The organism is Streptomyces yamdrokensis (genome assembly GCF_053890455.1).
On the sequence record NZ_CM132679.1, the window covers coordinates 3107240 to 3127252 of the forward strand.

A 20013-nucleotide genomic window follows, 5' to 3' on the forward strand; every position below is an offset into this window, starting at 1 on the left:
TTCAGCTCTTCTCGAAGCGGAATCCCACGCCCCGTACGGTCGCGATGTAGCGGGGGTTGGCCGCGTCGTCGCCGAGTTTCTTGCGCAGCCAGGAGATGTGCATGTCGAGGGTCTTGGTGGACGACCACCAGGTGGTGTCCCAGACCTCGCGCATCAGCTGGTCGCGGGTGACGACCCGGCCCGCGTCCCGGACCAGGACCCGTAGCAGGTCGAACTCCTTGGCGGTGAGCTGGAGTTCCTCCTCGCCCATCCATGCCCGGTGCGACTCGACGTCGATGCGCACCCCGTGCGTCGCGGGCGGCTGCTGCGGTTCGGCGGCGCCGCGCCGCAGCAGGGCCCGCACCCGGGCGAGCAGTTCGGCGAGCCGGAACGGCTTGGTGACGTAGTCGTCGGCGCCGGCGTCCAGACCGACGACGGTGTCGACCTCGTCGGCGCGCGCGGTGAGAATCAGGATCGGGACCGTGTGACCGTCGGAACGCAGCCGGCGGGCGACCTCCAGGCCGTCCATGCCCGGCAGTCCGAGGTCCAGCACCACCAGGTCGATGCTGCCCTGCAGGCCTGCGTCGAGCGCGCTGGGTCCGTCCTCACGCACCTCCACCTCGTACCCCTCCCGGCGCAGGGCGCGGGCCAGGGGCTCCGAGATGGACGCGTCGTCCTCGGCGAGCAGTACACGGGTCATGGACTGATGGTAGTCCCGCACCGGCACGGCCCGGGGTGTGATCACCGGCGCCGGTTCTTACCCGGAGCACACCGGATTCTCACGCGCGGGACCCGCGTGCCGCACCTGGAGGTGTGGGGTGCGATCGTGGAGACGACCTTCGAACGGGTGATCACGGGCCCTCTGAACCTGTGATCCCTGTCTCAAGTCCTTCCATTTCGGTCACTGTCCTGCCGTATGGTGAATCAACGCCTGTTGCACCACGGGGACCTTTGGCGCATGTGACGCCGAAGGTCTCCGTCCGTGTGCGGGCCGGTCTCGCGCCAGCCCCTCCCGGCCGGCTCCCGCCGGCCCCGGAAAAAATGACCTGTGGCCGGGCCTCGGCGCGCATGGACGCGCGTGGAGGCGTGGATCCCGGTGGTCGCCGTCCGCCGCTCCGTGATCCGGGGCGGACTCCCCAGGGGCGTGGGGGTGGACGGTGGGGGCCGCCGGTGCCGGCCAGCCCCCCACCGGGCGCGTACACACTCACGCGACGCGTCCCGACCCACAAGGAACGACCATGGCGTCCAGCCTGACGAAGGACTCGGTCCCGCCGGGAACCCCCGGCTCCGAGAAGACCTTCTTCGGCCACCCCCGCGGACTGGCCACTCTCTTCATGACCGAGATGTGGGAGCGGTTCTCCTACTACGGCATGAGGGCTCTGCTCCCGCTGTACCTCGTCGCCCCGGGCGGCATGGGCCTGAACGCCGGCACGGCGACGGCCATCTACTCGGTGTACCTGTCGCTGGTGTACCTGCTCACGATGCCGGGCGGCTGGTTCGGCGACCGGGTGCTGGGACCGCGCAAGACCGTCGCCGTCGCCGGCGCGGTCATCATGCTCGGCCACCTGACGCTGGCCCTGCCGTCCGCCGGCACCTTCTACGCGGGTCTCGGCCTGGTCGCGATCGGCTCCGGCCTCCTCAAGGCCAACATCTCCACGATGGTCGGCCAGTTGTACGACGGTCCGGACGACCCGCGTCGCGACGGCGGCTTCACCGTCTTCTACATGGGCATCAACCTCGGTGCCTTCGCCGCGCCGCTGATCATCGGCACCGTCGGTGAGAGCGTCAACTGGCACCTGGGCTTCGCACTCGCCGCCGTCGGCATGGGGCTGGGTGTGCTCCAGTTCCTGCTGGGCAGCCGCCACCTCGCCGCACACTCCGGCGTCGTGCCCAAGCCCCTGTCCGCCGCGGAGAAGTCCGCCACGCTGCGCAAGGCCGCCCTCTGGGCCGGCATCGCCGTCGTCGCCTACGCCGTCATCGGCTTCTCCGGCAACTACACGCTGAACTGGATCCTGGTCCCGCTGACGCTGCTCGGCGTGATCGTCCCGGTGCTGGTGCTGGTGCGGATCAAGCGTGACCGGGACCTGGACCGGGACGAGCAGTCGAAGATGTCCGCGTACATCTGGTTCTTCGTGGCCGCGGCCGTGTTCTGGATGATCTACGACCAGGGCGGCTCGACCCTGTCGATCTTCGCCGACGCGTCGGCCGACAACAGCGTCCTCGGCTGGGAGTTCCCCGTCTCCTGGTACCAGTCGGTCAACCCGGTCCTGATCATGGCGCTGGCCCCGGTCTTCGCCTGGTTCTGGCTGGCGCTGAACCGGCGCGGCAAGGAGCCCAGCACGATCGTGAAGTTCGGCTCCGGCCTGGTGCTGGTCGGCGCGTCCTTCTTCCTGTTCCTGGCCCCGCTGTCGATCGCCGAGGGCGGCCACAAGGCGGCGGCGGCCTGGCTGGTGGCGATCTACTTCACGCAGACCGTCGGTGAGCTGCTGCTCTCCCCGGTCGGCCTGTCGGTCACCACGAAGATGGCGCCCGCGAAGTACGCCTCGCAGATGATGGGTGTCTGGTTCCTGGCCGTCACCGCCGGTGACGCCACGACCGGCCTGCTCTCCATCGCCGGTGTCGACCTGAACAGGCCGGGCGTCGTCGCGATGGAGGCCGCCCTCGCGGTGGTCGCCGGTGTCGCGGTGTGGATGTACCGCAGCAAGGTCAAGTCGCTGATGGGCAGCGTCCGCTGAGGCCGTGACCCGGGCGGCTCGCCGCAGGCCGCGCTCATGAGCCAAAGGGCCTCGCAGCCGTACGTACGCCGGAACGTACGTACGGCTGCGGGGCCCTTTGGGCGATCTCGCCGCGGTCGCGGTGGGCACGGGCGGACCCGCCGTGGTCACGGGGCGGGGCACGAAGGCCGCGCCGTGCCGGCGTCGGTGGTGGCCCGGTTCTCAGGGGTGCGGGGCCGTCGGCACCGGTGGTCGGGGGCGCACGTGGCCCGCCACGGCCGGTCCCGCGCGGAGGACCTGTCCGGCGGACGGCCCAAAAGGCCGCTCTCCCCCGCCCTCCCCGACGTCACATCGGGCCGGACGGCCCGTCGAGGTGCGTCGGGGACCACGGGGGAGGAGGACACCGTGCGAGCCGGATCCGTGGGGCTTCGGCGGGCGGTCGGCGGTGTGGGACGAGCGGCACCGCGATGGGTGAGGGCTCCGCCGGTCAGGCGGGCGCCCCGAGTTCCGCCCACACGGTCTTGCCCGCGACACCCGGGGTGCGTACGACGCCCCAGTCCAGGCAGAGCCGCTGCACGATGAACATGCCGTGCCCGCCGGGCCGCCCCGCCTGGTGCGGGGTACGCGGTGCCGGCTGACCGGTGCCGCGGTCGGTGACCTCGAGCCGGATCACCTTGTTGTCGCAGACGATGCTCAACCGGTCCGGCCCTTCGGCGTGCAGGCACGCGTTGGTGACCAGTTCGGACACGACGAGCAGGATGTCCTCGGCGGCGGCCCTCCGGTCGGCGGCGGCGGGCAGCCAGCCCCACGCGTGCAGCGCCTGGCGGGTGAAGTCGCGGGCGAGGGGAACGACACCGCTCTGGTCCTCGAAACTCAGCCGGCGGACCTGACGCCCTCCCGACGAACCCGACGACCCCGATGCCTCCGGCACGGACGCCGCGGTGGACTGCGCGCCCGACGGGGACGAGGCCACGCCCCCGTCGGGCGCGCCCGCCGTCGGCGCGCTGCCCCCGGGCACCCCGGAAGCACCGCTGGGCTCCGGACCGCGGTCGCCCGGCGGGTAGGGCCGGGTGGTGCTCATCAGCGCTTCACCTCACCGATTCACCAGTTCACCATTCGAAAAAATCCGTACTCACTCAGTCACACGGTGCGGGATCGCCCGGTTCTCGGCATCCCCACGACCACAACAGCGGACATGTTCAGCTTGTCTTCTGCCCGAGGTGACCAAAGGCACACCCCCGTGTTCGCACGAGAACGGCGCAACGATCCGGGAGCATGCCGAAAAAGGGCTCGCGAAGGAACCCGGGGAGCGACGTGTCGCCCGGCGCACCGGAAGGAGAACGCCCGCCCCCGGACCCGCCGCGGGGTGGCGCCGGCCTGCCCTCGCGGTCATCCGGGGTTGTCGGCCAGAGCCGCCTCGAGGCTGTCATGGACGGTGAACACCGCGTCCGCTCCCGTGATCTCGAACACGCGCGCGACCACGGGCTGCATTCCCGCGAGATGCACCCCGCCACCGGCGGCGTCGGCCTTCAGCCTGGCGCCGAGCAGCACATTGAGCCCGGTGGAGTCACAGAACTCCAGGCCGGAGCAGTCGATGACGAGCCGCTTGAATCCCTTGGCGAGGCACTTCTCCAGCGGCTCGCGCAACAGATCGGCGGTGTGATGATCCAACTCACCCGCCGGAGTCACGACGACACTGGGGCCCTCTTCCCGCACGTCGACCAGAAGCCGGCCCGACTGTGCACTGCCGACCGTCCCGCGGTCCATGCCGTCTCTCTCTCCCACCGGTCGTGGCTGCTACTGACGCTGCCGAACATTACGCCTTTCCGGCGCGCTTCGACAGCCGAACAATCGCCCCCAAACGGACATACACCAACAGAACTTACTTGCGGTGAGCTTGTGAAAACGGGTAGGGCTAGTAGGGACACGTACTCGACACGGCCGGCTTTGGAGGCGCCGCACACCGCAGTGCACGTAACGGCATCGGCAGCCATACGCCGAGAACGATGGAGGACATCATGTCACCCCGGCTCGACGCATCGCCTACCCAGGAAGCGACGTCGACACTCCCTCCGGAACATCTGATTCCCATCGAGCAGGACGACATGGGTGTCGTCCCGGATGACGATCTGCTCGTCGGGCTCCCGGAGATCCCCCCTTTTGACGAGGTGGGCCCGGTCGACGCACGGGCGTTGTCCAAGACCCTCTTCGAGCGGCTGGAGTCGCTGGAGGAAGGCACCCACGAGTATTCGTACGTACGCAACACGCTCGTCGAGCTGAACCTGGCCCTGGTCAAGTTCGCCGCCTCCCGCTTCCGCTCGCGCAGCGAGCCGATGGAAGACATCATCCAGGTCGGCACCGTCGGTCTGATCAAGGCGATCGACCGCTTCGAGCTTTCGCGCGGCGTGGAGTTCCCCACCTTCGCGATGCCGACCATCATCGGTGAGATCAAGCGCTTCTTCCGTGACACCTCGTGGTCCGTGCGCGTACCGCGCCGGCTGCAGGAGCTGCGGCTCGACCTGGCCAAGGCCGGTGACGAGCTGGCGCAGCAGCTCGACCGGTCCCCGACGGTGGGCGAACTGGCCGAGCGGCTGGGCATCTCCAAGGACGAGGTCGTCGAGGGCATGGCGGCGTCGAACGCCTACACCGCCTCCTCGCTCGACGCCCAGCCGGAGGAGGACGACTCCGAGGGCGCGCTGGCGGACCGGATCGGTTACGAGGACCACGGGCTCGAAGGAATCGAGTACGTCGAGTCGTTGAAGCCGCTGATCGCCGAACTGCCGCCGCGCGACCGGAAGATCCTCTCGCTGCGCTTCGTGGCGGGCATGACCCAGTCGGAGATCGGCGAGGAACTGGGTATCTCACAGATGCATGTGTCACGGCTGCTGTCACGCACCCTGGTACGGCTGCGCAAGGGGCTGACCGTCGAGGAATGACGGACGGCCGCGTCCTGCACCCCGCACGGTCGACGCAGGGCACGGCCCCCACGGACGACTCGCACAGCGTGCCCCGCACGTCGCGCCCCGCACCCCGCCGGCGCCGGACCGCCCTCCCCGGGCACCGGACACCGGCCGGGTACGGGGCGCAACGCGTTTCACGCCGCCGGCCGCTGCTCCGGGGGCGCGAAGGGGTGGCGCGTGAAGGGGTGGCGCGCGGACTGCTCAGAGTTCGCGGACGCCTCGCCGCCATACGCCCGCGACCAGCGGGACGCCGGGGCGGTAGGCCAGGTGGACGTGGCTCGGGGCGTCGAGGAGGGCGAGGTCGGCGCGGGCGCCGGGGGTGATGCGGCCGATGTCGGTGCGGCGCAGGGCCGCCGCACCGCCCGCGGTGGCCGACCAGAGCGCCTCGTCGGGCGTCATGCCCATGTCCCGCACGGCGAGGGCCATGCAGAACGGCACCGAGGACGTGAAGGACGACCCCGGGTTGCAGTCCGTGGACAGCGCGACGGTGACGCCCGCGTCGAGCAGCCGGCGGGCGTTTGGCCAGGCGGACCGGGTGGAGAACTCGGCGCCCGGCAGCAGGGTCGCGACCGTACGGCTGTGGGCGAGGGCGTCCACGTCGGCGTCGGTGAGATGCGTGCAGTGGTCGGCGCTGGCCGCGTCGAGTTCGACGGCGAGCTGCACTCCGGGGCCGTGGGAGAGCTGGTTGGCGTGGACGCGCGGGTGCAGGCCCCTGGCCCGGCCGGCGGTGAGAACGGCGCGCGCCTGGTCACCGTCGAAGGCGCCCCGCTCGCAGAAGACGTCGATCCAGCGGGCGTGCGGCGCGCAGGCGTCCAGCATCCTCCCGGTGACCAGGTCCACGTAGCCGGCCGGGTCGTCGGCGTACTCGGGGGCGGGGATGTGGGCGCCGAGGTAGGTGACCTCGTCGGTGTGGCGGGCGGCCAGCCGCAGCGCGCGGGCCTCGTCCTCGGTGGTCAGTCCGTAGCCGGACTTGGTTTCGATGGTCGTGGTGCCCTGCCGCAGCGCCTCGGTGAGGAAACGGGTCAGGTTCGCCTCGAGTTCCGCGTCGCTCGCGGCCCGGGTGGCGGCGACGGTGGTGCGGATACCGCCCGCGCTGTAGGGGCGGCCGGACATCCGGGCGTTGAACTCGTCGGTGCGGTCGCCCGCGAAGACCAGGTGGGAGTGCGAGTCGACGAAGCCCGGGACCACCGCCCGGCCTTCGGCGTCGACCCGGTTGTCGGCGGCGGGCGCTTTGCCCGATTCGCCGGTCCACACCACGCGGTCGCCGTCGATGACGACGGCCGCGTCCCGGACCAGCCCGAGAGGAGACGTTCCCCCGCTCCTGGACGTGCTCGAGCGGGGGGTCCCCCGTCCGAGGGAGGGATCGTTGGTGACCAGCGTGGCGATGTTGACGATGGCGGTGCTGCTCATGGCGTCCTCGTGGATGGCGGGGGCGGGTACGGGGCTGCGGTGGCCGGTCCTCGGGCGCCCGGCGTTCCGGCCGGCGGCGTTCAGGGCCTCAGCGCCTCGACAGCGCGCGCGAGGGCGTGCGGCACATCGGGGACGAGGGTGTGCGTCCCGTCGCGTACGACGTGTCGTCCCGCCACGATCGTGTGCCGGACGTCGGCCGCTGTCGCGGCGAATACGGCGGTCTCGGCGCCGAGCCGGGGCAGCGGCCCCGCTGTTCTGACCGAGTCCAGGGTGAGGGTGGTCAGGTCGGCGGGGGCGCCGGGTTCGATGGTGCCCGCCCTGTTCCAGCCGAGGGCGGCGTGCCCGTCGGCGGTGGCGGCCCGCAGCAGGGCGTTCGCCGTCCAGTGACCGCGGGTGCGGGTGCGCAGGCGCTCGTTCAGCTCCAGGGCGCGCGCCTCCTCCAGCAGGTCGACGACGGCGTGGCTGTCCGAGCCGAGGGAGAGCGGGGAGCCCCGGCGCTGCAGGGCGGCGGCGGGACCGATGCCGTCGGCGAGGTCGCGTTCGGTGGTGGGGCACATGCAGGTGCCGGTGCCGCTGTCGCCGATGAGCGCGATGTCCTGGCCGGTGAGGTGTGTGCTGTGGATGCCCGTGGTGCGCGGTCCGAGCACGCCGTGGTCGGCGAGCAGGCGGGCCGGGGTGCGGCCGTGCGCCTCCTGGCAGGCCTCGTTCTCGGCGGTCTGCTCCGACAGGTGCACGTGCAGCGGAGCCCGCCGCTCCTGTGCCCAGCGGGCCACGGTCGCCAGCTCCCGGGCGGGCACGGCCCGTACGGAGTGGATGGCGGCACCGATCCGCGCGTGGTCCTGTTCCCTGAGAAGTGAACAGCGTTCGGCCCAGGCCTCGGCGGTGCCGTCGCAGAAGCGGCGCTGGTGGGCGGTGGGCGGCTCGCCGAAGCCGGCGGACAGGTAGGCGGTGTCGAGGAGGGTGATGCGGATGCCGGCCTCGGCGGCGGCCGCGATGAGGGCCTCGCCCATGGCGTTGGGGTCGGCGTACGGAGTGCCGCCGGGGGCGTGGTGCAGGTAGTGGAACTCGCCGACGGCGGTGATGCCGGCGAGCGCCATCTCCGCGTACACGGCGCGGGCGAGCCGGTGGTAGGTCTCGGGGGTCAGCCGGTCGGCGACCGAGTACATCACCTCGCGCCAGGTCCAGAAGGTGCCGGCACCGGCCTGGACGGTGCCGCGCAGAGCGCGGTGAAAGGCGTGCGAGTGGGCGTTGGCCAGCCCGGGGAGGGTCAGCCCGCGCAGGATCTCGGCCCCGGGGGGCGGGGTGGGCACGCCCGTGGTGACGGTGGTGATGCGGCCGTCGCCACGGGTGTCGCCGGCGTCACGGACACCGACGGTCACGGTCACGCCCGGCTCGACCCGGTCGCCGAGCCAGGCGTGCTCCAGCCAGTACGTCCGCCCGGTGGCCGTGGGGGACGGCGGGGCGGGCGCGGTGGGGACGGCAGTCGTGGTGGCCGTGCCCGCCGGGCCGGCCGTGGCGCTCGTCGTGGTGCCGCTGTCCCGTGTCACCCGTACACCAGCCCTTCCAGTACGTCGGCGAGAGCGGTCGCCCCGGCCAGGCAGTCGTCCTCGGCCGCGTACTCGGCCGGGGAGTGCGAGACCCCCGTGGGGTTGCGCACGAACAGCATGGCGGTCGGAACGCTCGCGGAGAGGATCCCGGCGTCGTGTCCGGCGCCCGTGCCGAGGAGGGGGATCCGGGCCGGCGCCCGCCCGTCGTCCGCCTCCCGGCCCAGGATGCGGGCGACTTCGTCGCGCAGGGCGTGGTCGAAGTCGACGACGGGCGTGCGGGACTCGCGGACCACGTCCAGGTCCACGCCGTGGGCGGCGGCGTGGACGCGGGCCGCCTTCTCCACCCCGGCGACCACGGCGTCCAGGCTCGTTTGGTCGGCGGCGCGGGAGTCGAGCCAGCCGCGCACCAGGGAGGGGATGGCGTTGACGCCGTTCGGCTCGACGGCGATCTTGCCGAAGGTGGCGACGGCACCGGCGAGTTCGGCCTCGCGGCGGGCGGCGAGGACGGTTTCGGCGTAGGGCAGCATGGGGTCGCGGCGGTCGGCGAGGCGGGTGGTGCCGGCGTGGTTGGCCTCGCCGCGGAAGTCGAACCGCCAGCGCCCGTGCGGCCAGATGGCACTGGCGATGCCGACCCGGTCGCCGGACAGGTCGAGGGCGCGGCCCTGTTCGACGTGCAGTTCGACGAAGGCGCCGATGCGGGCGAGCCGTTCGGGGTCGGCGCCGATGGCGTCGGGGTCGTGTCCGGCGGCCTCCATCGCCCGGGGCAGGGTGATCCCGTCGCCGTCGGTGAGGCGGTGCGCCCGGTCGCGGGTGAGCTGTCCGGCGGTGAGCCGCGAGCCGACGCAGGCGAGCCCGAAGCGGGCGCCCTCCTCGTCACCGAAGTTGACGATGCCCAGGGGGCTGGGGAGCCGGTCCCGGCCCCGGGTCCGCCGCCGGGTGCCGTCCTCCTCCCCCCTCCGGCGCAGTTCGTCGAGGGCCGCGAAGGCGGAGACCACGCCGAGGGGTCCGTCGAAGGCGCCGCCGTCCGGCACGGAGTCCAGGTGGGACCCGGTGACGACGGCGCCCCCGTCGGCGGGGTCCCCGAGCCAGGCCCACTGGTTCCCGTTCCGGTCCACGTCGAGCCGCAGTCCCCGCCGTTCGGCCTGCGCGGCGAACCAGGCCCGGCATTCGGCGTCGGCACCGGTCCAGGCATAGCGCCGGTAGCCGCCGGAGCCGGGGTGACGGCCGAGAGGGAGCAGCTCACGCCACATCTCCTGGAAGGTGGGGGGCGCGGAGGGCACGGTCACGCACCCTCCGCCTCGGCCCCCGCGGCCCCCGCGGTCCCTTCGGCCCCCTCACGCATCGGTACCCGTACGCCCCGCTCCGACGCGACCGAGTCCGCGAGTTCGTAGCCGGCGTCCACGTGGCGGATGACGCCCATGCCGGGGTCGTTGGTCAGGACCCGCCGGATCTTCTCGCCGGCGAGCTTCGTGCCGTCGGCGACCGTCACCTGGCCCGCGTGCAGGGAGCGGCCCATGCCGACGCCGCCGCCGTGGTGGACGGAGACCCAGGAGGCCCCGGACGCCACGTTCACCATGGCGTTGAGCAGCGGCCAGTCGGCGATCGCGTCGGAGCCGTCGAGCATGCCCTCGGTCTCGCGGTACGGGGAGGCGACGGAGCCGCAGTCGAGGTGGTCGCGGCCGATGACGACGGGGGCCGACAGTTCCCCGGAGGCGACCATGTCGTTGAACCGCTCCCCCGCCCTGTCCCGCTCGCCGTACCCGAGCCAGCAGATGCGCGCGGGCAGGCCCTGGAAGCGGACCCGCTCCCCGGCCAGGCGCATCCAGCGGGCGAGGGACGCGTTCTGCGGTGACTCGGCCTCGGGGAAGAGGTCGAGGACGGCCCGGTCGGTCTTCGCGATGTCGGCGGGGTCGCCGGACAGGGCGGCCCAGCGGAAGGGGCCCCTGCCCTCGCAGAACAACGGGCGGATGTACGCGGGTACGAAGCCCGGGAAGGCGAAGGCGCGGTCGTATCCGGCGAGTCGGGCCTCGCCGCGGAGGGAGTTGCCGTAGTCGAAGACCTCGGCCCCGGCGTCCATGAAACCGACCATCGCCTCGACGTGCCGGGCCATGGACTGGCGGGCGCGGGCGGTGAAACCGGCCGGGTCCTTCGCGGCGGCGTCGGCCATGTCCTCGAAGGCGACTTCGGTGGGCAGGTAGGCCAGCGGGTCGTGGGCGGAGGTCTGGTCGGTGACGATGTCGACGGGGGCGCCCATGGCGAGCAGCCGCGGGACCACGTCGGCGGCGTTGCCGAGGACACCGACGGACAGCGGGCGGCGGGCGTCACGGGCCTCGGTGGCCAGGCGGAGGGCGTGGTCGAGGGAGTCGGCCCGCACGTCCAGGTAGCGGTGTCCGATGCGGCGGTCGATGGCGCGCGGGTCGCAGTCGACGCAGATCGCGACGCCGTCGTTCATGGTGACGGCGAGCGGTTGGGCGCCGCCCATGCCGCCCAGCCCCGCGGTCAGGGTGACGGTCCCGGCGAGGGTGCCGCCGAACTTCTTCGCCGCGACGGCGGCGAACGTCTCGTAGGTGCCCTGGAGGATGCCCTGGGTGCCGATGTAGATCCAGGAACCGGCGGTCATCTGCCCGTACATGGTCAGGCCGAGGGCCTCCAGACGGCGGAACTCCTCCCAGTTGGCCCAGTCGCCGACGAGGTTGGAGTTGGCGATGAGGACGCGCGGGGCCCATTCGTGGGTCTGCATGACGCCGACGGGGCGACCGGACTGGACGAGCATCGTCTCGTCCTGTTTGAGGGTCCTCAGGGTGCGGACCATGGCGTCGAAGGAGCGCCAGTCGCGGGCCGCCTTGCCGGTGCCGCCGTAGACGACGAGCCGGTCGGGGTGCTCGGCGACCTCGGGGTCGAGGTTGTTCTGCAGCATGCGCAGGGCGGCCTCCTGTGGCCAGCCCAGGGTGCTCAGGTCCGTGCCGCGCGGGGCGCGGACGGGCGGGCGGGGTTCCGACATGGTCTGCCTCCTGGTGGCGAGCTCCCGCACTTACTACATTTATTCACACCTTCACAGACTGAATAGGGCCAGTCAATGCATGCGGCCGTGTCGGCACGGGGCGCCCGGCGGTGCTTGGCTGAAGACATGGGCGCCGACATGAGCACGGGCAGGGGCAGGGAAGACGACGGCAAAGCGCCGGAGACGGGCCACGGCGAGCACGACGGGCGGGCAGCGGGGACCGGACGGGCGGCCCGGCGGGACGCGGCGGTGCGGGCCGCCGTGGCGCAGGGACTGCTCGGCCCCGGTCACCCCCTGGTGGCGCTGCTCGACGTCACGGGCATCCGGGAGTCGGCTGCCGAACTGCGGGAGGCCTTCGCGGCGGTGACACCGCCCGGCACCCCCGTGCTGCACGCCTTCGCGGTGAAGGCGACCCCGTTGATACCCGTGCTGCGACTGCTGCGCACGGAGGGCATCGGGGCCGAGGTCGCCAGCCCCGGCGAGCTGGCCCTGGCGCGGGCGGCGGGGGTGCCGCCGGCATGGACGGTGCTGGACTCGCCCGCCAAGACTCCGGCCGAGCTGCGGGAGGCGCTGTCGCTGGGCATCGCCGTCAACGTGGACAACCCGCAGGAGCTGGCGCGCATCGACGCCCTGGTGGCCGACTCCCCGAAACGGCCGGCCGGTCTCCGCTCCCCCCTCGGTATCCGGGTGAACCCGCAGATCGGCGGTGGCGCCATCGAGGCACTGGCCACCGCCACGGCCACCTCGAAGTTCGGTGTGGCACTGCGCGACGAGGGGGCGCGGGAGTGGGTCGTGCGGACGTATCTCGACCGGCCGTGGCTGACCCGGCTGCACACGCACACCGGCTCCCAGGGCATCGCCCTGCCCCTGATGGCCAGGGGTGTGGCCCGGACGTACGCACTGGCCGAGGAGATCAACAGGCGCGCGGGACGGCAGCAGGTCGACACCGTCGACATCGGTGGCGGGCTGCCGGTGAACTTCACCTCCGACGCGACCGATCCGACGTACGCGCGGTACGCGCGGCTGCTGAGGGAGACCGTGCCGGGGCTGTTCGACGGGCGGTACGGGCTGGTCACCGAGTTCGGGCGGTCGCTGCTGGCGAAGCACGGCACGGTCGTCGCCCGGGTGGAGTACGCCAAGAGCGCCGGGGGGCGTCCGGTCGCGGTGACGCACGCGGGCGTGCAGGTGGCCACTCGGACGGTGTACGCGCCGGGGGCGTGGCCGCTCAGGATCGCCGCGTACGACGCCGGGGGGCGGCCGAAGGAGGGCCCGGCGGTGGTGCAGGACGTGGCGGGACCGGCCTGCTTCGCGGGCGACCTGCTCGCCCGGGGGCAGCCGCTGCCGCTGCTGGAGCAGGGCGACCACGCGGCGGCGCTGGACACGGGCGCGTACTACTTCGCCCACCACTACGGGTACAACTCACTTCCCCGCCCGGCCGTTCACGGCTTCACCGCCGGCAGCCCCGGCCAGGTCACGTTCGCGCTCGTGCGCCCGGCCCAGACCGTCGAGGAGATCGTGGCCGAATCGGGTGGTGCCCACCCCGACGCCCTGACCACCTGACCACCTGATCACCGGGCCGGGCCGGGTCAGGTCAGGTCAGGGCCGAGGCCCGGCGGCGGCGGGCGCCGCCCGGGGTCGCGTCGCCCGCCGCGATGCCTGTGGTGCGGTAGCCCTTGACCGCCTTGCCGGCCGGGCTGCTCGCGCCGCCGCTCAGCCAGTCGACGCGGACCCACAGGAGGACCTCGTCGGCCTGCTCCAGACGGCCGATCCAGGACGCCTTCAGCCACAGACCCGCACCGCACCCGGCGAGCAGCAGACCGCCCGCCGCGGGCACCGCGAACCCGCTGCCCAGGGCGGCGAGGAAGGCGAGCAGCAGCCACCAGCGGTGCCGGCGTCGCCAGTCGCGCACGCTGACCGCGCGGTCCTGGAGCACGTCGTGCTTGCCCGCCCGCACCGACGGCCGGGCCAGCTCGCGGTACCGCCCGCGCCGTACGTACGCCACCACGGCCATGGCCACGAGGAACAGCGCGGCCCCGGCCAGCACGCCGATCCGGCGGCCGGTCAGTCCCGGCACCAGCACGCCGATGCCCGCCGCGGACACGCCCAGCCACCCCAGTGGTGCCGCTCCGGCCCGTACGACCACGGCCACCCGAGCCAGCCCTTGTCCTGCGCGCATCACGTCCAGCCTCCCGTCCCACTGCAGTGGAGCGTCCGTAGGGTCCGGAGCGAAGATTAGTGACCCGAGGTGAGAGAAATCTGAGATACCGCGCCGAGAACGGCGCCTCGCGCCGTCACTCCACGAACAGGCCGCGCGCGGCCGCCTTCGTGTCGAACTCCTCCAGGCGGGCCTGGGCGTCGGGCAGGTCGTCGCACATCGCCTCCAGCAGCACCCGGCCCAGCAGCATCGGCGCGCACGCCGTGTCGAAGGCGAGCCCGGTGCCGACGGCCGCGGGCAGCAGCAGGTCGGAGAACTTGGCGACCGGCGCGAAGGCGGAGTCGGCGACGGTGACGACGGTCAGCCCCGTCTCCCTGGCGTGGGTGAGGGCGTCGACGACCTCCCGGGGGTGCCGGGGCAGCGCGAAGCAGAGCAGGGCCCCGGCTCCGGCCGCCGCGGCGGCGTCGATGCGGTCGTGGAGCATGGTGCCGCCCTCGTTGAGCAGCCGTACGTCGGGGTGGACCTTGGCGGCGAAGTAGGCGAAGCCGTGGGCCTGTGCCGCCGCCGCGCGCAGCCCGAGCACGGGCAGCGGCCGGCTGCCCGCGAGGATCCGCCCCGCCCGCCGCACCGGCTCCGGATCGGCGAGCACCTCGGCCAGGTGCCGCAGGTTCTCGATCTCGGCCTCGACGGCCCGCTGGTACTCGTTGTACGACCCGGCGTCCGGCGCCGGCGGTCCGAAGGGCACGACCTCGCGCAGATGCCGCCGCAGGGCGGGATAGCCGTCGAAGCCGAGGGCGACCGCGAACCGGGTCACGGAGGGCTGGCTGACGCCGGCCAGTTCGGCCAGTTCCACGCTGGACAGGAACGGCACGTCGGCGGCGCGCCGCACCATGCTGTGCGCGATGCGCCGCTGCGTCGGCGTCAGCCGGTGCCCCTCGAACAGCGCCTGCAGGCGCGCGGCAGGCCCTTCGGTGACGCTCACGACGCGGCTCCCCCTCGACCTGTTCACCGGCTCCGGTCACCCGGCCGCCCGCACGGCCTATTCACCCACCGTGCTTCCTGCATGCCGTTATACAGGCGAACGCGGGGCGCGCACGACCGGGAGCGGGCAGGCCCCCCGCCGACAAAGGGGGTTATCCCCAGTGCCCCGGGCGGCCGGGCTGCCTACCGTGGTCCGTATGACCGGAATGGATGCACGGGACACCGATCTGAAGAAGGAACTCGACGCCACCCTGCGGGCACGCGGGGAACTGGGCGACGAGTACGAGTCCGCGCTGGTCGACTCGTTCCTGGAGAAGGTCGACCAGCGTATCGACGGCGCGGTGGAGCGCCGGGTGCGCCGGCAGCTCACCGAACAGCAGATGACGGTGGCCCGGGACTCCCGGTCGCCGAAGGCCACGGACACCTGGGGCGAGCGGTTCGGCTTCGGGATCGTCTCCCTGGTCCTGGCGGTGCCGCTGTCCGCGATCGGCGGCGGCGTGGCCCAGCTGCCCGGCCTGCTGGTCGCCTGGCTGGGCATCGTCGGCGTGAACGCCGTCCAGGCGGCCCGCACCAACCCGGGCCTGTTCGGCCGCCTCGGGCACCGGCGGCAGGACGACGCCCGGGAGGACTGAGCGCGGGGGCCGAACGGGATCGCGGGACGCTGAACGGGTTGACGCGGGGACCACCGCACCCCCGTTACCGGGGGGCGGGACGACGGTGGTCCCCGCGTAGCGACGCGGGCCGGTCGGACCGGGTTGCGCGTCTGGCGTCCATGGAGGTCCGGGAGCCGCTCCGGAGGTCCTGTGACGCCGTTCCCCGCCGGCCGGGAAGGGGAGCCGCTCCCTGCCCGCCGACAACGACCAATCTGCCGGACCGGTGTTAAGCGAGTGCTGCGCGCACGTGACGCCCGCGTACCACTTCCGCGAAGTCCACGAAGATCACGTACGGCCCGGCTCCCGGCGTCCACGGCCGGTTCGCCCCCCGGCCGGCGGGTGTCAGCCGCCCGTGAACGTCCCGCCCGTCGGCCGCCCGTCTCCGCGCCGGTCGCACACCGCCGGTCACACGCCCACGGTCACTTGCCGTCCTTGGCGAGGAAGGAGAGCAGGTCCTGGCGGCTGACCACACCGGTCGGCCTGCCCTCGACCAGGACGATCGCCGCGTCGGCCCTGCCCAGCACGGCCATCAGGTCCGCGACCGGCTCACCGGAGCCGACCTGCGGCAGCGGGGCGGACATGTGCTTCTCCAGCGGGTCGTCGAGCGAGGCGTTCTTGCTGAACAGCGCGTCGAGCAGTTCCCGTTCCACCACCGAGCCGACGACCTCGGCGGCCATCACGTCCGGGTGCCCGGCGCCCGGCTTGACGACCGGCATCTGCGAGACGCCGTACTCGCGCAGCACCTCGATGGCCTGCCCGACGGTCTCGTCGGGGTGCATGTGCACGAGGGACGGCATGTGGCCGCCCTCCTTGTGGTCGAGGACGGCGCTGACACGCGCGCTCGGGCCGGCGTCCTCGAGGAAGCCGTAGTCGGCCATCCACTCGTCGTTGAAGATCTTGCTGAGGTAGCCGCGCCCGCTGTCCGGGAGCAGCACCACCACGACGTCGTCCTCGCCGAGCCGCTCGGCGACCCGCAGCGCCGCGACGACGGCCATGCCGCACGATCCGCCGACGAGCAGGCCCTCCTCCTTGGCCAGGCGCCGGGTCATCTGGAAGGAGTCCTTGTCGGACACGGGGACGATCTCGTCCGCGACGGTCCGGTCGTAGGCGGTCGGCCAGAAGTCCTCGCCGACGCCCTCCACCAGGTAGGGCCGTCCGGAGCCGCCGGAGTAGACGGAGCCCTCGGGGTCGGCGCCGACGACCCGGACGCGGCCGTCGCTGACGTCCTTGAGGTAGCGCCCGGTCCCGGAGATGGTGCCGCCGGTCCCGACCCCGGTCACGAAGTGGGTGATCTTCCCCTCGGTCTGCTCCCACAGCTCCGGCCCGGTGGACTCGTAGTGGCTGAGCGGGTTGTTGGGGTTGGAGTACTGGTCCGGCTTCCAGGCCCCCGGCGTCTCACGGACCAGCCGGTCGGAGACGTTGTAGTACGAGTCGGGGTGCTCGGGGTCCACGGCGGTCGGGCAGACGACCACTTCGGCCCCGTACGCCCGCAGTACGTTGATCTTGTCCAGGGAGACCTTGTCGGGGCACACGAAGATGCACTTGTACCCCTTCTGCTGGGCCACGATGGCCAGGCCGACGCCGGTGTTGCCGCTGGTCGGCTCGACGATGGTGCCGCCCGGCCGCAGCTCTCCGCTCTTCTCCGCCGCCTCGATCATGCGCAGGGCGATGCGGTCCTTCACCGATCCGCCGGGGTTGAAGTACTCCACCTTGGCCAGGACGGTAGCCCCGATGCCGTGGGTGACGTTGTTGAGCCTCACGAGCGGGGTGTTGCCGACGAGGCTGATCATCGAGTCGTGGAATTGCACCGTTGTCTCCGGATGCTGCAAAAGGTGTGGTTGAAGTGGTGATGCCAGCCTAGAGCCTGCTCCGGCCCCTGTCCGTGAACCCGGACGCGGGCCCACATCCGCACCCCGGGCCGGGCCGGCCCTCCCGGGTCGTTCACCCACCGCGAAGATTGGATCACGGTCCGTACGGGGCAAGCACTGGGTGTGCGGCTGTGCGGCCGTGCGGTGGTACGGCTCAAGGGAGGTGACGGCGAGGCATGACGAGGATGTCGCGGGCGAGGGTGGCCCGGCGGATCGCGGCCGGTGCCGCGTACGGCGGCGGGGGCATCGGCCTGGCCGGCGCGGCCGGCGTCGGACTGCTGCTGGCCGAGGTCCGGCTGGCGCGTCGCCGTGTGGGCAACGGCAGCAGCCCGAACGTGCCGAACGCGGACGGACTGTACGGCGCCGTCTACACGGTGCCCGGGCAGCCGGCGCTGCGGCTGACGATGCTGGGCGACTCCACGGCCGTCGGCCAGGGCGTGCGCCGGGCCGGTCAGACCCCGGGCGCACTGCTGGCGTCGGGGGTCTCGGCGGTCGCGGAGCGGCCGGTGGGGCTGAGCACGGTGGCTGTGCCCGGGGCCTGCTCCGACGATCTGGACCGGCAGGTGACGCGGGCCCTGGCGGATCCGTCCCGGGCACCCGACATCTGCGTGATCATGGTCGGCGCCAACGACGTCACGCACCGCATGCCGCCCGCGCTCTCCGTCCGCCACCTGGCGGCGGCGGTGCGCCGGCTGCGTACGGCGGGTGCGGAGGTCGTCGTGGGCACCTGCCCGGACCTGGGCACGATCGAGCCGGTCCAGCAGCCTCTGCGCTGGCTGGCCCGGCGGACCTCCCGGCAGCTGGCGGCGGCCCAGACGATCGGCACGGTCGAGCAGGGCGGGCGCACGGTGTCGCTGGGCGACCTGCTCGGCCCCGAGTTCGCCGCGAACCCCCGCGAGCTCTTCGGCCCCGACAGCTACCACCCCTCCGCCGAGGGGTACGCCACAACGGCCATGGCCCTCCTGCCGACGGTCTGCGCCGCGCTCGGCCTGTGGCCGACCCGGGACGAACGGCCCGACGCCGCCCGCCGCGAGGGCTTCCTCCCCGTCGCCCGGGCCGCGGCCGAGGCCGCCTCGGAGGCGGGCACCGAGGTCACCGCGGCCATGCCCACGGGACCGAGGGGCCCCTGGGCCCTCCTCAAGCGCCGCAAGCGCCGCCGGGTGCGGGAGCCGGAGACCGGGGCGCGGTCCGCCCTGGCGGAGGAACCCTCGAAAGCCACGGGATCCGGGGGGACACAGACCAAAGCAAGCGCTTAGTAAATTGCGGCCAGTGTCACACCGCGCGCCCCGTGACCCCGCCACTACGTCCGGGTAACTTCCCATGCAGCCCTGTCCAACCACCCGGTAGCCCCAGGAGCCGTAATGCCCGAAGCCGTGATCGTCTCTGCCGCCCGTTCCCCCATCGGCCGCGCCTTCAAGGGCTCCCTCAAGGAGGTGCGTCCGGACGACCTGACCGCCTCGATCATCCAGGCAGCCCTCGCCAAGGTCCCCGAGCTGGACCCCGGGGACATCGACGACCTGATGCTCGGCTGCGGCCTCCCCGGCGGCGAGCAGGGCAACAACCTCGGCCGCGTCGTCGCCGTGCAGATGGGGATGGACCACCTCCCCGGCTGCACCGTCACGCGCTACTGCTCGTCGTCCCTGCAGACCTCCCGCATGGCGCTGCACGCCATCAAGGCCGGTGAGGGCGACGTCTTCATCTCGGCCGGCGTCGAGACGGTCTCCCGGTTCGCGAAGGGCAACTCCGACAGCCTGCCCGACACCCGCAACCCCTTCTTCGCCGAGGCCGAGGCCCGTACCGCCGCCGTCGCGGAGCAGGAGGGCACCACCTGGCACGACCCGCGCGAGGACGGCCTCGTCCCGGACGCCTACATCGCGATGGGCCAGACCGCCGAGAACCTGGCGCGCCTGAAGGGCGTCACCCGTCAGGACATGGACGAGTTCGGCGTCCGCTCGCAGAACCTGGCCGAGGAAGCCATCAAGAACGGCTTCTGGGAGCGCGAGATCACCCCGGTGACGCTGCCCGACGGCACGGTCGTCGCCAAGGACGACGGCCCGCGCGCCGGCGTCACCCTGGAGGGCGTCTCGGGCCTCAAGCCCGTCTTCCGCCCCGACGGCATGGTCACCGCCGCCAACTGCTGCCCGCTCAACGACGGTGCCGCAGCCCTCGTCGTCATGAGCGACACCAAGGCCCGCGAGCTGGGCCTGACCCCGCTCGCCCGGATCGTCTCCACCGGCGTCTCCGGCCTCTCCCCCGAGATCATGGGCCTCGGACCGGTCGAGGCGTCCCGGCAGGCGCTGCGCCGCGCCGGCCTCACCATCGACGACATCGACCTGGTCGAGATCAACGAGGCGTTCGCCGCGCAGGTCATCCCCTCCTACCGCGAGCTCGGCATCCCGCTGGAGAAGCTGAACGTCAACGGCGGCGCGATCGCCGTCGGCCACCCGTTCGGCATGACCGGCGCACGCATCACCGCCACGCTCATCAACTCCCTCCAGTTCCACGACAAGCAGTTCGGCCTGGAGACGATGTGCGTCGGCGGCGGCCAGGGCATGGCCATGGTCGTCGAGCGCCTCAGCTGACCGGATCGACCGCCCCTGCCGCGAGACCGCGCGAGCGCGCGGAGTGACCAAAAGACGTCAGCCGGTGAGGCCTTGGCCCGGAACCCCCGCACCACCGGGGTTCCGGGCCGTTCCGTGATCCAATCTCCCCCAGGATGTGACCTATCTCCCTCACCGCGGGGAT

General features: G+C 72.7%; 16 protein-coding genes. 6 read left to right on the forward strand and 10 right to left on the reverse strand.

The features are described 5' to 3' along the window. Position 1: 1 nt before the first annotated feature. Positions 2 to 679: a response regulator transcription factor gene (locus ACWZEH_RS13465; protein ID WP_456198416.1), complete on the reverse strand. Its 678-nt coding sequence runs from the start codon at positions 677 to 679 to the stop codon at positions 2 to 4. A gap of 538 nt (positions 680 to 1217) precedes the next feature. On the opposite strand from ACWZEH_RS13465, the gene ACWZEH_RS13470 reads away from it, so the two are divergent. Then, a complete protein-coding gene (locus ACWZEH_RS13470; protein ID WP_456198418.1) occupies positions 1218 to 2714 on the forward strand; it encodes an oligopeptide:H+ symporter in 1497 nt (498 codons plus the stop codon). Between the two features lie 466 nt (positions 2715 to 3180). Here the strand turns inward: ACWZEH_RS13470 and ACWZEH_RS13475 are convergent, their stop codons facing one another. After that, positions 3181 to 3774, reverse strand: coding sequence for an ATP-binding protein (locus tag ACWZEH_RS13475; protein WP_456198420.1), 594 nt, complete (start codon positions 3772 to 3774; stop codon positions 3181 to 3183). A 308-nt stretch (positions 3775 to 4082) separates the two neighbouring features. Continuing rightward, positions 4083 to 4460, reverse strand: a complete 378-nt coding sequence (locus tag ACWZEH_RS13480; RefSeq protein WP_456199587.1) for an STAS domain-containing protein — start codon at positions 4458 to 4460, stop codon at positions 4083 to 4085. Positions 4461 to 4699: 239 nt separating this feature from the next. Between ACWZEH_RS13480 and ACWZEH_RS13485 the strand changes: the two genes are divergently transcribed. Continuing rightward, entirely contained in the window at positions 4700 to 5629 is a 930-nt protein-coding gene (locus tag ACWZEH_RS13485; protein ID WP_456198422.1) for an RNA polymerase sigma factor SigF, read from the forward strand. Positions 5630 to 5854: 225 nt separating this feature from the next. On the opposite strand, the gene hutI is transcribed toward ACWZEH_RS13485, so the two are convergent. The 4 genes from hutI to hutU all read right to left on the reverse strand — a co-directional run bounded on the left by hutI (position 5855) and on the right by hutU (position 11611). Next, positions 5855 to 7063 (reverse strand): imidazolonepropionase, encoded by a 1209-nt coding sequence (gene hutI / locus ACWZEH_RS13490; protein ID WP_456198424.1) that lies wholly within the window; start codon positions 7061 to 7063, stop codon positions 5855 to 5857. Positions 7064 to 7143: 80 nt separating this feature from the next. Beyond that, positions 7144 to 8487: a formimidoylglutamate deiminase gene (locus tag ACWZEH_RS13495; protein ID WP_456199588.1), complete on the reverse strand. Its 1344-nt coding sequence runs from the start codon at positions 8485 to 8487 to the stop codon at positions 7144 to 7146. A gap of 119 nt (positions 8488 to 8606) precedes the next feature. Beyond that, positions 8607 to 9860 (reverse strand): allantoate amidohydrolase, encoded by a 1254-nt coding sequence (locus ACWZEH_RS13500; protein ID WP_456199589.1) that lies wholly within the window; start codon positions 9858 to 9860, stop codon positions 8607 to 8609. A gap of 32 nt (positions 9861 to 9892) precedes the next feature. Further along, positions 9893 to 11611: a urocanate hydratase gene (gene hutU, locus ACWZEH_RS13505; RefSeq protein ID WP_456198425.1), complete on the reverse strand. Its 1719-nt coding sequence runs from the start codon at positions 11609 to 11611 to the stop codon at positions 9893 to 9895. Between the two features lie 126 nt (positions 11612 to 11737). Here hutU and ACWZEH_RS13510 point away from each other — a divergent pair, with 126 nt between their 5' ends. Beyond that, positions 11738 to 13171 carry a type III PLP-dependent enzyme domain-containing protein gene (locus tag ACWZEH_RS13510; protein ID WP_456198427.1) on the forward strand — a complete coding sequence of 478 codons (1434 nt, stop codon included), beginning with the start codon at positions 11738 to 11740 and terminating at the stop codon, positions 13169 to 13171. Between the two features lie 31 nt (positions 13172 to 13202). On the opposite strand, the gene ACWZEH_RS13515 is transcribed toward ACWZEH_RS13510, so the two are convergent. Both ACWZEH_RS13515 and ACWZEH_RS13520 read right to left on the reverse strand, forming a co-directional pair. Further along, the gene (locus ACWZEH_RS13515; RefSeq protein WP_456198429.1) at positions 13203 to 13787 is read right to left on the reverse strand and encodes a hypothetical protein; all 585 of its coding nucleotides are present in this window, start codon (positions 13785 to 13787) and stop codon (positions 13203 to 13205) included. A gap of 115 nt (positions 13788 to 13902) precedes the next feature. Then, on the reverse strand, positions 13903 to 14748 hold the full coding sequence (locus ACWZEH_RS13520; protein ID WP_456198431.1) for a MurR/RpiR family transcriptional regulator: 846 nt from the start codon (positions 14746 to 14748) through the stop codon (positions 13903 to 13905). A gap of 196 nt (positions 14749 to 14944) precedes the next feature. Between ACWZEH_RS13520 and ACWZEH_RS13525 the strand changes: the two genes are divergently transcribed. Continuing rightward, positions 14945 to 15379 (forward strand): hypothetical protein, encoded by a 435-nt coding sequence (locus ACWZEH_RS13525; RefSeq protein ID WP_456198432.1) that lies wholly within the window; start codon positions 14945 to 14947, stop codon positions 15377 to 15379. Between the two features lie 440 nt (positions 15380 to 15819). Here the strand turns inward: ACWZEH_RS13525 and ACWZEH_RS13530 are convergent, their stop codons facing one another. Beyond that, the gene (locus ACWZEH_RS13530) at positions 15820 to 17208 is read right to left on the reverse strand and encodes a cystathionine beta-synthase (protein WP_456198433.1); all 1389 of its coding nucleotides are present in this window, start codon (positions 17206 to 17208) and stop codon (positions 15820 to 15822) included. Between the two features lie 236 nt (positions 17209 to 17444). On the opposite strand from ACWZEH_RS13530, the gene ACWZEH_RS13535 reads away from it, so the two are divergent. Then, entirely contained in the window at positions 17445 to 18524 is a 1080-nt protein-coding gene (locus ACWZEH_RS13535; RefSeq protein WP_456198435.1) for an SGNH/GDSL hydrolase family protein, read from the forward strand. 105 nt (positions 18525 to 18629) lie between these two features. After that, positions 18630 to 19850 carry an acetyl-CoA C-acetyltransferase gene (locus tag ACWZEH_RS13540; protein WP_456198436.1) on the forward strand — a complete coding sequence of 407 codons (1221 nt, stop codon included), beginning with the start codon at positions 18630 to 18632 and terminating at the stop codon, positions 19848 to 19850. The last annotated feature ends 163 nt before the right edge of the window (positions 19851 to 20013 follow it).